Source organism: Brasilonema octagenarum UFV-OR1 (genome assembly GCF_963888615.1).
Taxonomy (GTDB): domain Bacteria; phylum Cyanobacteriota; class Cyanobacteriia; order Cyanobacteriales; family Nostocaceae; genus Brasilonema; species Brasilonema sennae.
In genome coordinates this window covers 1-12529 of sequence record NZ_CAWPKW010000294.1, presented here as the reverse complement: position 1 = coordinate 12529, position 12529 = coordinate 1, and the positions used below count along the sequence as shown (strand labels likewise).

General features: G+C 40.7%; 13 protein-coding genes and 4 pseudogenes. 16 read left to right on the top strand and 1 reads right to left on the bottom strand.

Going from position 1 to position 12529, the window contains the following annotated elements:
* Nucleotide 1: 1 nt before the first annotated feature.
* The 16 genes and pseudogenes from AC5590_RS25405 to AC5590_RS25330 all read left to right on the top strand — a co-directional run bounded on the left by AC5590_RS25405 (nucleotide 2) and on the right by AC5590_RS25330 (nucleotide 11335).
* Nucleotides 2-910, top strand: a complete 909-nt coding sequence (locus AC5590_RS25405) for a DMT family transporter (protein ID WP_169266144.1) — start codon at nucleotides 2-4, stop codon at nucleotides 908-910.
* Nucleotides 911-950: 40 nt separating this feature from the next.
* A complete protein-coding gene (locus AC5590_RS25400) occupies nucleotides 951-2105 on the top strand; it encodes an SGNH/GDSL hydrolase family protein (RefSeq protein WP_169266143.1) in 1155 nt (384 codons plus the stop codon).
* A 186-nt stretch (nucleotides 2106-2291) separates the two neighbouring features.
* Nucleotides 2292-2570 carry a hypothetical protein gene (locus tag AC5590_RS25395; RefSeq protein ID WP_169266142.1) on the top strand — a complete coding sequence of 93 codons (279 nt, stop codon included), beginning with the start codon at nucleotides 2292-2294 and terminating at the stop codon, nucleotides 2568-2570.
* 12 nt (nucleotides 2571-2582) lie between these two features.
* On the top strand, nucleotides 2583-2963 hold the full coding sequence (locus AC5590_RS25390; RefSeq protein WP_169266141.1) for an SGNH/GDSL hydrolase family protein: 381 nt from the start codon (nucleotides 2583-2585) through the stop codon (nucleotides 2961-2963).
* A 60-nt stretch (nucleotides 2964-3023) separates the two neighbouring features.
* Complete coding sequence (locus AC5590_RS25385; protein ID WP_169266140.1) at nucleotides 3024-3233, top strand: hypothetical protein; 210 nt, start codon at nucleotides 3024-3026, stop codon at nucleotides 3231-3233.
* Between the two features lie 203 nt (nucleotides 3234-3436).
* Nucleotides 3437-3727: a hypothetical protein gene (locus AC5590_RS25380; RefSeq protein WP_169266139.1), complete on the top strand. Its 291-nt coding sequence runs from the start codon at nucleotides 3437-3439 to the stop codon at nucleotides 3725-3727.
* A 12-nt stretch (nucleotides 3728-3739) separates the two neighbouring features.
* Nucleotides 3740-4402: pseudogene (locus AC5590_RS25375) on the top strand (PLL family lectin); the annotation flags it as partial.
* A 77-nt stretch (nucleotides 4403-4479) separates the two neighbouring features.
* Entirely contained in the window at nucleotides 4480-5379 is a 900-nt protein-coding gene (locus tag AC5590_RS25370; protein WP_169266137.1) for a PLL family lectin, read from the top strand.
* A gap of 90 nt (nucleotides 5380-5469) precedes the next feature.
* Nucleotides 5470-6132: a radical SAM protein gene (locus tag AC5590_RS25365; protein ID WP_169266162.1), complete on the top strand. Its 663-nt coding sequence runs from the start codon at nucleotides 5470-5472 to the stop codon at nucleotides 6130-6132.
* Nucleotides 6133-6232: 100 nt separating this feature from the next.
* Nucleotides 6233-8047, top strand: a pseudogene (locus AC5590_RS25360) (ABC transporter ATP-binding protein/permease).
* A 120-nt stretch (nucleotides 8048-8167) separates the two neighbouring features.
* Nucleotides 8168-8341 (top strand): annotated as a pseudogene (locus AC5590_RS25355) (MvdD family ATP-grasp ribosomal peptide maturase); the annotation flags it as partial.
* Between the two features lie 138 nt (nucleotides 8342-8479).
* Complete coding sequence (locus AC5590_RS25350; RefSeq protein ID WP_441293682.1) at nucleotides 8480-9007, top strand: LamG domain-containing protein; 528 nt, start codon at nucleotides 8480-8482, stop codon at nucleotides 9005-9007.
* A 48-nt stretch (nucleotides 9008-9055) separates the two neighbouring features.
* On the top strand, nucleotides 9056-9181 hold the full coding sequence (locus AC5590_RS25345) for a hypothetical protein (RefSeq protein WP_441293681.1): 126 nt from the start codon (nucleotides 9056-9058) through the stop codon (nucleotides 9179-9181).
* Nucleotides 9182-9508: 327 nt separating this feature from the next.
* Nucleotides 9509-9775: a patatin-like phospholipase family protein gene (locus AC5590_RS25340; protein ID WP_441293680.1), complete on the top strand. Its 267-nt coding sequence runs from the start codon at nucleotides 9509-9511 to the stop codon at nucleotides 9773-9775.
* A gap of 274 nt (nucleotides 9776-10049) precedes the next feature.
* A complete protein-coding gene (locus tag AC5590_RS25335) occupies nucleotides 10050-10199 on the top strand; it encodes a hypothetical protein (RefSeq protein WP_169266136.1) in 150 nt (49 codons plus the stop codon).
* Nucleotides 10200-10226: 27 nt separating this feature from the next.
* A pseudogene (locus tag AC5590_RS25330) lies at nucleotides 10227-11335 on the top strand (IS630 family transposase).
* A 173-nt stretch (nucleotides 11336-11508) separates the two neighbouring features.
* On the opposite strand, the gene AC5590_RS25325 reads toward AC5590_RS25330, so the two are convergent.
* On the bottom strand, nucleotides 11509-12432 hold the full coding sequence (locus tag AC5590_RS25325) for a homogentisate phytyltransferase (RefSeq protein ID WP_169266135.1): 924 nt from the start codon (nucleotides 12430-12432) through the stop codon (nucleotides 11509-11511).
* Nucleotides 12433-12529: the final 97 nt, after the last annotated feature.

Sequence of the window (12529 nt, the reverse complement as noted above, 5' to 3'; positions counted from 1 at the left end):
CATGAAACTAGATGACTGCACTCAACGCACGCAAAACGCCCTCCACATTCGGGGCATAATTGCGATCGCGATCGTCACTCTAATATGGGCGACAACCTTCCCACTGACCAAAGATACAGTCACTAGCTTTTCACCAGCTGTACTCACCGCCAGCCGTTTTACTGTTGCAGCAGCAATATTTACCCCGCACTTACGCTCTTTAAACGTTCAAATATTACGTGATGGCATAGTTTTAGGACTTCTACTTTTCGCCTGCTTCGCCTTCCAAGCGAGGGGGCTGGAAACTGCCAATGCCAACCGGGGAGGATTCATTTTCAGCCTAAATGTGATCATTGTACCCCTGCTGGGGGCGTTATTCGGTCAGCCCTTGCTACTTAAAACTTTACTCGCCGCCGGAGTTGCCCTCACAGGCATCGGCATTATGTGCTGGGAAAATGGCTCTCTAAGCATGGGTGACTTGTTATTGTTTGGCGACACCTTCATTTACGGGGTTTATATGCTGGTACTTCAGCAAACGGCACAACGCCACTTAACCCTATCCTTGACTGCCATCCAACTGTGGATTGTAGCAGTGTTAAGTACCATCTGGGCAGTACCGGATTTAAGCGTCGGGCAATTTGAGACGCTGAGCAATAACTATGGCATTGTCCTCTATCTCGGTCTGGTAGGGACTGCTGGTACTACCTGGTTAGAAACAATAGGTCAGCAATGGATTTCAGCTTCCGAGGCGGCGCTATTGTGTATCCTCGATCCGGTACTCACGTCCGTTTTTTCCTTTTGGCTACTCGGTGAGAAGTTTGGAGTACGCGGTTTGATTGGTACGCCTTTGGTACTAACTGCATTGATTTTGAGTCAGAGTAAGTCTCAATATATAGATCGAAAATTAATATTTGGCGGAGAACATGTTTAAAAATTAGTAATGTTAACTTGATTTTTTCTACTATACGACCTTGATTAAAACGATTGATGAACATAGAGGTTGGGCAGGACGACCTTATGCGGCTGGGTGGGTTCGGGACGAAGGAGAAGCTTATGTTCAATACAACAGCGACGGCTTTCACGACCAAGAACATCCGCAGGTTAAGCCAGAGAACACTTTTCGCATTGCCTTGCTGGGAGATTCTTTTACAGAAGCACGCCAGCTGCCACAACCACAAGGAATCGCCGCCGTTATTGAACGCGAACTGAAAAATTGTCCCACCCTAGCAGGTCGTGACGTAGAAGTGATGAACTTCGGAGTGAATGGTTATGGAACCGATCAAGAACTGATCGCCTTGCAAGAAAAGGTCTGGGACTATTCACCAGACCTCGTACTTCTGAATTTTTATCCAGGTAACGATGTCATCAACAACTCCCGCAGTCTCACCGAAAAAATGGTGAGTCAGACTGCTATGGATAATAGCGCCCTCATGAAACCCTATTTTGTTGATCGAGATGATAATTGGGTGCTTGATGACTCATTTGTAAATATGGATATTTATCGCTCACAAAAGTCATGGTGGCATCAGGCTTATCTCCAAGTTCAAGATCGTTTACGGATTTTACAGCTTTTAAAACAAGCAAAATACGCTTTACCACTTCCTCACCAAGATAATAAAAAACAAGACCCCCAGTTAGCAACACAACCTGCAACACTTTCTCCCTATATTGACCCTGAATGGCAGAATTTCTTAAAGCAAACAGAATGGCTTGCATACAACACTGCAACTGATCCTGAATGGCAACAAACAGAAGGACTAATTAGTTTAATATATAATGAAACAATTACTAAAAAACCAAACTTTGCTGTAGTAACGCTAACAACTCCCCTGCAAGTTAATCCCGATCCTGTCGTGCGTCATCATCAGGAAGTGTCAGGGTTAACAGATTGGTTTTACCCAGAAAAGCGGATTGCAGCATTAGGAGAACGTGAAGGTTTTACTACTATTAATCTAGGAGAATATTTTCAGGCTTATGCCGAGCAGAATAATGTCTGCTTACATGGGTTTGATAATACTTTTCGTTGCGACGGACATTGGAATGCTTTGGGACATCAGTTAGCAGGGGAGATTGTTGCTAAAACACTGTGCGAAAAGGGATTGTCCAAAATAATTCGTAATTCGTAATTGTAAGAGGATGTTTTAAAAGTCCTCTTGTCGGTATCAAAAGGTTCTATATCCTCCTAAATCCTCCTTAAAAAGGAGGACTTTGATTCCCCCTAACCCCCCTTTTTTAGGGGGGTTAGGGGGAATCAATAAGTGCCTAAAATCACAGCCAAATACTTTTAAAACAACCTCTAAGAGTAGGAATTAATGGGAAAAATAAAGCGTTGGCTACAAAATTTATTGCTCATGCTGGCTGGAGTTATAGTTGGGCTGTTAATCATCGAAACTTTTGCCATTACTACTGGAGTTGCTGCCCCACAAAAATCCAAGGCGCAAATTTTTTATCAATTTATTCAACCAGATGCTCAATTAGGTTACAAACCTAAATCAAACCTGAAAGACTTCAAAACTATTTGGCAAGAAGCAAAAGTTACAGAAGTTGCTAATACAGATAGTTATGGATTTCGCAATATAGGGAGAGATTAGACAAAATCTAACTTGTATTTTATTGGAGATTCATTTACATGGGGTCAATGGGTCAGTGAAGAAATAATATTTCCCAGACTGGTAGAATCAGAGTTGCAGCAGACAGTAATTAATTTAGGTGTTCCCGGTTATTCTTTTGCTCAATATGAAACATTATTTAATGAATGGATCGCCAAATATAAACCTCAGACAGCCGTCTTATCTATAGTTGCTAATGATTTGACTAATTATTCATCGGATATTGGTCAAAAGATATATGATACACTGAAAGAAAGAAGTTTTTCGCCTTGGTATGAAAAAACCTTTCTCTACCAGTTTGTCTTGAAAAATAGTAAAAAAAGCTTGGCAGTAAAAACTGGAAAATCTATCTTTAAAGAAGCAAAAAATGGTTGAACTCTATTTAATTTATCGCTGGCAACACCTGAGTCAGGAGTTGGTGTAGATAGCGATTATTTGACATCTGATGGAGTTCTCAAAGTAGAAGCGGCATTATCACGAATCATTCGTTTGACCAAAGAAAATCGAGTTAAGCTGTTTGTTTTTATCGTACCTTCAAAAGAATCAGCTTATATCAAAGATTACGTCCAGTTATTTCCTGAAAATGTAGGTTTGCTCAAAAATGAAGATATTGGGTATCAGCGTTTATGTGATGTTGCAAAATGAAAAAATGTAACTTGTGTCAATTTAACTGATGATTTTAGAAAAATAGCAAGCAAGAAAAGCTTTACTTTGATATTGATGGTCATTGGAATCCGGCGGGACATAAACTAGCTGCCAAAGTAATTTTACATACTTTAGATAATTCGTAATTCGTAATTAATTCAGCTTCCAAGTTATTAACTTAGTTTTGAAAAAATTAAAAGCAAATGACAACAAGCCAAACAACGGCAGAGGAAATATCTAACGAGATGCCACCGCTTGAAATGGAACTTCAAGACGCTTCTGTACGTATGCCCTATCCTTCACCAACCCCATACCCGATGATGGGGGCTGCTTCGTTAGGAGATATGCCATCCTTTGCAATGGATGGCGAAAATCTTGGCGGCTATTCTCAGTACGGTGTCGCTGGCACTTCTGGGGCAGAAAATCGGCTGGATGTCTTTAGCATTGGCAAAGATAGCGCTATGTACCACAAAAAGTGGAATAGCTCAGTCTGAAGTGATTGGGAAAGACTAGGGGGCTACTGTGTTTCTGCACCAGCTGCGATCGCCAGAGGAGAGAATCGGATTGATACCTTTGTGATTGGAGGCGATCGCTCTGTGTATCATAAAAGCTGGGATGGTTCAACCTGGAGCGATTGGCTAAATCTTGGCGGATATTCTCAGTACGGTGTGGCGGCTGCTTCTTGGGGAGATCGGCTGGATCTGTTTATCGTCAACTGGGATGGAGCCATATACCAAAAGTGTTGGGATGGCTCAATCTGGGGTGATTGGGAAAGGCTGGGGGGCTACTGTATTTCTACACCAGCTGCGGTTTATTGGGGATTAAACCGGATTGACACCTTTGCCTTGGGTAGCGATCGCGCCATCTATCAAAAGTATTGGGATGGCTCAAGCTGGAGTGGTTGGGAAAAACTCGGTGGCTATTCCCAGTATGGTGTTGCGGCTGCTTCGGGAATTGAAAATCGCCTAGATATTTACATCATTGCTCGTAACGGTGCTGTGTACCAGAAGTACTGGGATGGCTCAAATTGGGTTGGGTGGAATAATCTCGGCGGCTATTCTATTGCTGCGCCGGCTGCGGTTGGTTCTGCGCCAAAGCGTGTTGATACTTTTGTGTTGGGTAGCGATCGCGCAATTTATCACAAGTGTTATGCAATAAGGGTCAGTTAAGGCTTAACTCTTTGTCAAAGTCAGTTTTTTAACGAACCGCAAAGAACGCAAAGAACACAAAGCAAGAAAACAGGCCAATGACAACCAGTTTTCCAACTACAGCAGCAATTTCTCAGGATCGGGGTATGCCATTTCCGGCGATGAGTCCCGCCTCTAAAGAAGATATGCCAATATTTTCTACTGATGGGGAATATTTAGACGGATACTGCCAGTATGGTGTTACAGCCACTTCTTGGTCAGAGAATCGGCTGGATGTTTTACTCACAGCGAGTATTGGCTCTTTATGGCATAAATGGTGGGATGGCTCAACTTGGAGCGATTGGCAAAGACTTGGTGGTTATTGTATTTCCTCGCCAGCTGCGGTTTCTTGGGGGTTGAATCGCATTGACACCTTTGTTTTAGGTAGCGATCGCGCTACTTACCGCACATGGTGGGATGGTTCAAAATGGAGTCGTTGGGAAAACCTTGGCGGGTATTCCCACTATGGAATCGCCGCCGCTTCTGGTAGTGAGAATTTGCTAGATATTTTTAATGTTGGCATTGATGGTGCGCTGTACCACAAGCGATGGAATGGTTCAACCTGGGATGAGTGGGAAAATCTCGGAGGCTACTGTGTTTCTGCACCGGCGGCGGTTTCTCGTGGGAAAGACTGCATTGATACCTTTGTTTTAGGCGGAGATGGTGCGATTTATCACAAGCACTGGAATGGCTCAACCTGGAGTGGTTGGGAAAATTTGGGAGGGTATTGCCAGTATGGTGTCGCTGCCACTTATGTTACGGAAAATCGGCTAGATATCTTTACTGTTGGCTGTGATGGTGCAATGTACCGCAAGAGTTGGGATGGTTCCGTCTGGAGTGATTGGGAGCATCTTGGTGGTTACTGTACTTCTGCACCGGCGGCGGTTTCTCGTGGGAAAGACTGCATTGACACTTTTGTTGCAGGAGGCGATCGCGCCGTTTACCACAAATGTTACTAAACTCATGCACTCCACGCACAAATGAATGATTGTATTGAGTAGTTGTTAATATTTTAGGGCTTCAAAACTATGTATATCTATCAAGTTTAAATCTCAAATTTTTGTAATCTAACCTGTTCTTACTGTCCTCAGCCATCTCAAGGTAGAACGAAAGGAAATATGTCTTTTTCTACATTTGTAGATGTTGTTGAATTAGCAATTGAATGTGGACAAAAAGATTTGTTTCTTAACAATTTTGGAGAACCCCTACTTCACCCTGAATTATTAGATTTTATCGCCTATACTAAAACAAAAGGAATTGAGTGCAATTTTATCACCAACGGTATACTCCTTGATGAGGCAATGGCATGGGGCTTGTCTGAATTAGGAATACACGATATTTATCTGTCGGAACATCTTATTGGGCAGAAAGAACGCATTCAACAAATGTTTCAGGAAAAATCTATTCCTTTGTCTATCGTCTATACCTATAATCCTCATCAGCAGGAAAAGCATGATTGGGCTGGACAAGTAACTTCTAAAACTACATCACGCAGAAGTTTAACTAGTACGATAAAAAAGCAAAAGCCGTGCATTTTTGAAACTAAAAAGCGAGTTGTAGTTTTGTGGAATGGAAGTATCAACACCTGTTGTATAGATGTAAATGGAACAGGTATTGTGGGTTCTGTTAAAGATTATATTGGTAGAACACATGAATATGAATTTAATTCGAGCCCGCTATGTAGCACTTGTGATTTAATGCGTGAGGAATAATTCTTGAATCAGGCAATGGCAGAAGATTCAATTCTATTTTTAGATAAATACTATTGAATTTGACCCAAACAAATCCGGGGCTGATGATTATACAGAGTCATTGGATGTCCCTAATCAATGGCCAGAAAATCCGCCGGCATTTCGTCAAGTTTTGCAGCAATTCTTTCAAGCTAGCCAAGAATGTGCTTTGAATATACTAGAAGCATTGGCGATCGCCCTGCAACTACCAAATTCCTACTTTACCGATTTACATTCTCAGCAAAACCACGCCGGAGTTTTCAATTACTATCCCAACATTTCCCAAGCGCCAAAACTAGGACAAACTCGCTTTTTTGAACACACTGATTTGGGCAGCATCACCTTACTATTTCAGGATCAAGGAGGAGGATTAGAAGTATACACACCCCAAGGAGAGTGGATTACCACCTCGTTTTCAGCTACTTTCTTAGAAAAAGTGCTGGAAATGACGGCTTTTTTAGTAATTGTTTCGTCAATTTCCCAACAGATCGCTATTGTTATGCTTGTTTATACGGTTATAGGAAATTTGATTGCTATTTATTTAACTCAAGAATTGAATAAGATTAATCAAGAGGAACTTGAACTTAAAGCTGAATATAATTATTCCCTAACTCATCTTCGTAATCACGCTGAATCGATAGCTTTTTTTCAAGGATAAAAGCAAGAATCAAATATAATTCAGCGCCGATTCAGTAATGTCCTAAAAAATATTGAACGCAAGATTAATTGGGAAAGAGGTAAGGAAATTTTTAACAGAGGATATCAGGCTATTATCCAAATATTTCCGTTTCTAGTACTGGGACCATTATATATTAATGGTGAAATTGATTTCGGACAAGTTGGTCAAGCCAGTTTAGCTACTGGTTTGTTTGCTAACGCTATGGCAGATTGAATTAATGAATTTGGAACTTCGGGAAGATTTTCTAGCTATGTTGAGCGTTTATCTGACTTTTCAGATGCTTCAGAAGAAGTAACTAAGCAACCCGAAAATATCAGTACTATTAAAATAATAGAAGAAAAGCATCTTGCTTTTGAAAATGTCACCTTACAAACGCCCAACTATGAACAGGTAATCGTTGAAGATTTATCGTTGTCTGTTCAACCAGGAGAAGGTTTATTGATTGTCGGCCCTAGTGGTCGAGGTAAAAGTTCTCTATTAAGAGCGATCGCTGGTTTATGGAACGCGGGGACTGGTCGTCTGGTGCGACCTCCTTTAGAGGAAGTTTTATTTTTACCCCAACGTCCTTACATAATTTTGGGAACTTTGCGCGAACAATTGCTCTATCCTAATACCAGTCGTCAAATGACTGATGCAGAACTCAAAGAAGTTTTGCAACAGGTCAACCTACAAAACTTACTCAGTCGAGTCGATGGCTTTGATACAGAAGTTCCTTGGGAGAATATATTATCGATAGGAGAACAACAACGCTTGGCTTTTGCACGACTGTTAGTTACTCATCCTAGCTTTACTATATTAGATGAAGCAACGAGTGCTTTAGATTTGCAAAATGAGGAAAGCTTGTATCAAAAACTACAACTAACGAAAACAACATTTATCAGTGTTGGGCATCGGGAAAGTCTGTTTGATTATCATCAATGGGTTTTGGAACTTTCACAAGATTCCAACTGGCAACTTGTGACTGTGCAGGATTATCGAAATCAAAAAGCAATAAATATTCAAAGCGCGCCTAATAGTGAGTCGCAAAATGAATCTCAAATATTGACAGAAACAATCACAAGTGAAAAGCTCACTCATAAGGAAATAAGTCAATTAACTAACTATTCCATTAACACTATTAGAAGTAAGGCAAGCAAAGGAGATTCTATTACTACTAGGAATGGCTTGACGTACCCCTATGACAAGAACTCAAGTGTGTTGAAATGGCTGAGAGTTTAGCGGTTAGACAATCTGTTCAATCTGTTGAATTCTCGCCTGTGAAAGAATAGTTTTCTATTTTGATTTGTAAAAATTGTCCTTGTTCAGAACCCCGACTTTTTTAAAAAATTGGGGTTTTTCTTGTTCACTATGGCTTCTTTTGGCTTAAACTATGGAGCAATTGATATTATTGTCACCCCCGATGGTCGCCATGTATTCCTCGAAGTTAACCCAGTCGGGGAATTTTTTTGGATGGAGATATATTCACCACACTGCCCCATTTCGCCGGCGATCGCAGAAGTATTACTGAATTAATAAAAATTAGGGGATTGAGCCTTGTGTATTTTTCTTGTCTTCTATTTTTAAAGGTGTTTAATATTAACGAAGAAGTTCATTAATATTAAACACCTTATTTAAAAGTACGAATTATTAATATTTGGAGATGAAACTCTTGTGAGAAACCTAGTAAATACACAAACAGTTTTAACATTTGATGGACTAAATGATTATATAGATTTTGGCAGAAACGATATTGGCGGCGTTTTCGCTCAAGGAAGTTCAGCTTTTACAGTTTCAGGATGGGTAATTCCACATGAATTAACAAAGAAAGCCACTAGTTACGGGACGCGCAATGTATTTTTTGCCCGTTCTTCAGAGAGATATAGCGATAATTTTGAATTCGGCATCAGTGAAGCAGGAAGCCTAGATATCTACATTGATGAAAGTGTTAGCAAAAATATCAAAACCTTTGGGCAAGGAGAATTAACTATAGGACAATGGCACTTTTTTGCTATTGTTTTTAATAGTGGTCAGCTAACCGTATATCTTGACGAGCGTGAATACAACGATTCTCTTAGAGGTTCATCTTTCAACAAAGCCACAAGTTCTACAATCCTGGGAGCAACGTTACATAAACAAGTCTATTTCAAAGGACAATTAGCAAACATTAGCGTTTGGAATTATCCTTGTACTCAAGCATAAATCCAGACTCATCGTTGTGGGCTAATAGTCGGAGATGAAGAAGGATTAGTGGCTTACTGGAAATTAGAGGAAGGGCAAGGTACAACTGTCAAAAACCAAAAGGGAAAGTCCTATCAAGGAAATTTTCGTGGTAATCCTATTTGGACTTTAGCAGAAATTCCATTCGCAACATAATCATCAAATCCAGTTCCATTTGTAGCAGAATCATCCAATCAAGAAAATATTCAACAAGAGATCCAAACTGAGACAGGAGTTATTCCTGAAGAAAATATCTCACCACTAACTACAAATTTATTAGCAGCAACGGTATCGTTAGTAAGCGACGACGAAAACCAACCAAAGGAAATTCAACAGACAGAAATAAACAGCGAAGAACCCGAGATTATTCCAACTGCGATCGCTCTCGAACCACATGACGAGGAAACCAAAACAGACCAAACTGAAGATCCCGTCAATATCCAACAAGCACAAATATTAACTCGGGAAGAATCGCCAGAAACCATGAATACAAAAGCCCGTCCCAAATATAAAATACTTTCCATTGATGGAGGCGGTATTCGGGGCATTATTCCTGCATTACTCCTAGCAGAAATTGAAAGGCGGACACAAAAGCCTATATTCAGTTTGTTTGATTTAATTACTGGCACTTCCAGTGGCGGAATTTTAGCACTTGGACTAACTAAACCGCGATTAACTTCCGATGTATCTGATAACTTGCCAGTAGCTGAATACACTGCTGAGGATCTTTCTTTTACAGCTATTTCTTGAGTATGGGGTAGAAATATTTTATGAGCTATTGTTTGAAAGACTACTTGGCCCATTAGAGGATATATTTCTTCAGCCGAAACATCCTTCCGAAAGCAAAGAAGAAATTTTAAGGCAATATTTTGGTAATGCTCCTCTAGAAAATAATCTCAAAGAAGTTTTTGTAACGAGTTACGATATCGAGCAGCGAATTCCGATATTTTTACAAACCAACTAGAAAAGCAGCAAATAGAATTTAAGAATTTTTGTAAGTTATGTGGGGGTTTTTCGCTCCTAGATGCAGCATTGGCAACTAGATGGTTTGGCAGCAATGGATGCACTACATATAGCAGCAGCACTTTCGGTTAGTGCTTCTGAATTTGTGACAACAGAAAAACCGATAAAACCTATGTTCCGGGTAATATCATGTCCGGGTAATCGCTTATGATAAAAGAAGTGAGTGCAAAGATGACTAATGCCGAAACGAATTAGTGTAGCCGCACATCTGAGTCTAGAAGAGCTAGAAAAACTTTACCGTCAAGCTAAAGATGGCATAGAAAGCCGTCAGTATCAGATTATCTGGTTAATAGCACAAGGAAAAAAAACGGAAGAAGTGGAGGAAATCACTGGCTACAGCAGAACATGGATATACGCATTGGTAAAAAGATACAACGAGTCAGGCGTGGAAGGATTAGGGGATTGCCTAGGGCAGAGCTACGCTTAACGCAGACAGTTAAATCAAGGTACACAGCCATTAGTAAATGATATCCAGCAAGCACAGTTATGGCAGGTGTTACAAGAAAAAGCACCGGATGGAGGATTATGGAACGGGAGAAAGGTAGCAGATTGGTTAACTCAAGCGACAGGAACTGGCATCAGCCGACAGAGGGGATGGGAGATATTGAGGCAGATGACTTTTAGACTCAGAGTACCCCGCCCATCTCACACAAAAAGTGATTATTTTGAGCAAGAAGCCTGGAAAAAAAACTCGCAACAGAAGTAGAACAAATCCAAGCTACTTATCCGAATGCAGAAGTTCAGTTGTGGTGTGAGGATGAGCAAATGCCTTCGGCAACGCTTCGCGAACGCTTAGGACTTAAACCGATTTTGCGACGAGTTTATGTACCAGAAGGGGAAACACCAATCGCTGATGTGAATTGGCGGTTTAAATGGTTATGGCTGTATGCTTTTGTACATCCCAAAACCGGAGAAACTTATTGGTGGATTCTTCCTTATGTGAATACAGAATTGTTTAATCAGGTTTTAGCCGATTTTGCTCAGGAATTTGGTAATGGTGCTAAGAAACGCATTATGTTAGCTGTTGACCGAGCCGGATGGCATACCAGTAAGAGTTTAGAGATTCCAGAAGGGCTACATTTAACATTTTTGCCATCTCACTCACCTGAATTACAGCCCGCAGAAAGGCTGTGGAGTCTAGTAGACGAACCAATTGCTAATCAATCTTTTGAGACACTCCATGATTTAGAGGATGTTTTATTTAATCGGTGTCAATCTTTACTCCAACAGCCAGATTTAATCCGTGGCTTAACGGCTTTTCATTGGTGGCTGAAAACTGGCGCTTAATCGTAAGTCATTACCCGGACATGATATAACAGGTATTAAAGTAATTTCTATTTTTTTTACTAATGATAAGTAGATGGGCGTAAATAAACAGAATATCAATTCGCGTTTAATTATTTACACTTACTTACCTCACTTTTATAAATTGGATTGTTCGTAATATTTTATTGAAATCTTCAAGCCAAAAGACAAGCCATAGGGAAAATCAGATACTCTAAGAAAAACAATTTCCAAATGAACTGGTAAAAACGAGCAATTTCACTTTTCTCTTGCAAATCAACTTGTCTACTCCGCCACCACATCAAAACTAGCGCGACGAGATGAGTCATCACCAAAAAAACAGAATTCACCTCAGCCAGCCGCAACACACCAACTCCAATCATCCCCAAATAGCAAACAGTAATCACCCAAAGAGCAAGATTAAAAACGGCTTGCTTACCGATTTGGAGAGTCAAAGTTTTGATATTGTACAGTAAGTCACCTTCCATATCAGGGACATCTTTGAAGATGGCGATCGCAAAAGTAAAAACCAAAACAAACACCGTCAACACCCATACCGCCGCTGTAATTGACGAACTCTTTTCAAAAACCCAACTGTAGTGCAAATACAGTCCTAAATTCACAATCGCCCCACGCACCGAAAAAATACACACCGCCGCCCAAAACGGAAATCTCTTCAAACGAATAGGTGGCAAAGAATAAGCAGTACCAATCGCCAAACTAATCGCCACCATTCCAAATAAAAATGATCCTTGAAGCAACGCAACAACCAGCGCCAAAACACCAGTCACAGCGACAATCCATTTGCCAGTCGTTAAAGAAAACTCCCCAGCAGCAACAGGCAAATGAGGCTTATTAATCTTGTCAATTGCCACATCCTCAAGTTGATTCAGCCCCACAATGTAAATATTGCCACACAAACAGGCAACCCATGCACCCAAAAGGGGAAATAAAGAATAACTACCATCGCTAACAGCAACAGCAATCAAAAACAACCCCAACACACTCAAACTCGTCCCAATAATCGTATGCGGACGCGAAAACTTCCAAAAACTATAAAACCAATTCCCCTGAAACCCTCTTGATGAAACCTGATCCATTCTCTTTTCTCCTCTTGGCGTTTTTGTCTTGGCGTTCTTGGCACGCCAGGTGCTAAGAAAGCGGGAAGCCCTTCGGGTATCTCCTGCGGAGACGCTA

What these genes read in the sequence shown, in the direction of transcription:
- AC5590_RS25340 (WP_441293680.1), top strand. Translation starts at nt 9,509, where the DNA reads ATGAATACAAAAGCCCGTCCCAAATATAAAATACTTTCCATTGATGGA.
- AC5590_RS25335 (WP_169266136.1), top strand. Translation starts at nt 10,050, where the DNA reads ATGCAGCATTGGCAACTAGATGGTTTGGCAGCAATGGATGCACTACAT.
- AC5590_RS25405 (WP_169266144.1), top strand. Translation starts at nt 2, where the DNA reads ATGAAACTAGATGACTGCACTCAACGCACGCAAAACGCCCTCCACATT.
- AC5590_RS25370 (WP_169266137.1), top strand. Translation starts at nt 4,480, where the DNA reads ATGACAACCAGTTTTCCAACTACAGCAGCAATTTCTCAGGATCGGGGT.
- AC5590_RS25325 (WP_169266135.1), bottom strand. Translation starts at nt 12,432, where the DNA reads ATGGATCAGGTTTCATCAAGAGGGTTTCAGGGGAATTGGTTTTATAGT.
- AC5590_RS25395 (WP_169266142.1), top strand. Translation starts at nt 2,292, where the DNA reads ATGGGAAAAATAAAGCGTTGGCTACAAAATTTATTGCTCATGCTGGCT.
- AC5590_RS25380 (WP_169266139.1), top strand. Translation starts at nt 3,437, where the DNA reads ATGACAACAAGCCAAACAACGGCAGAGGAAATATCTAACGAGATGCCA.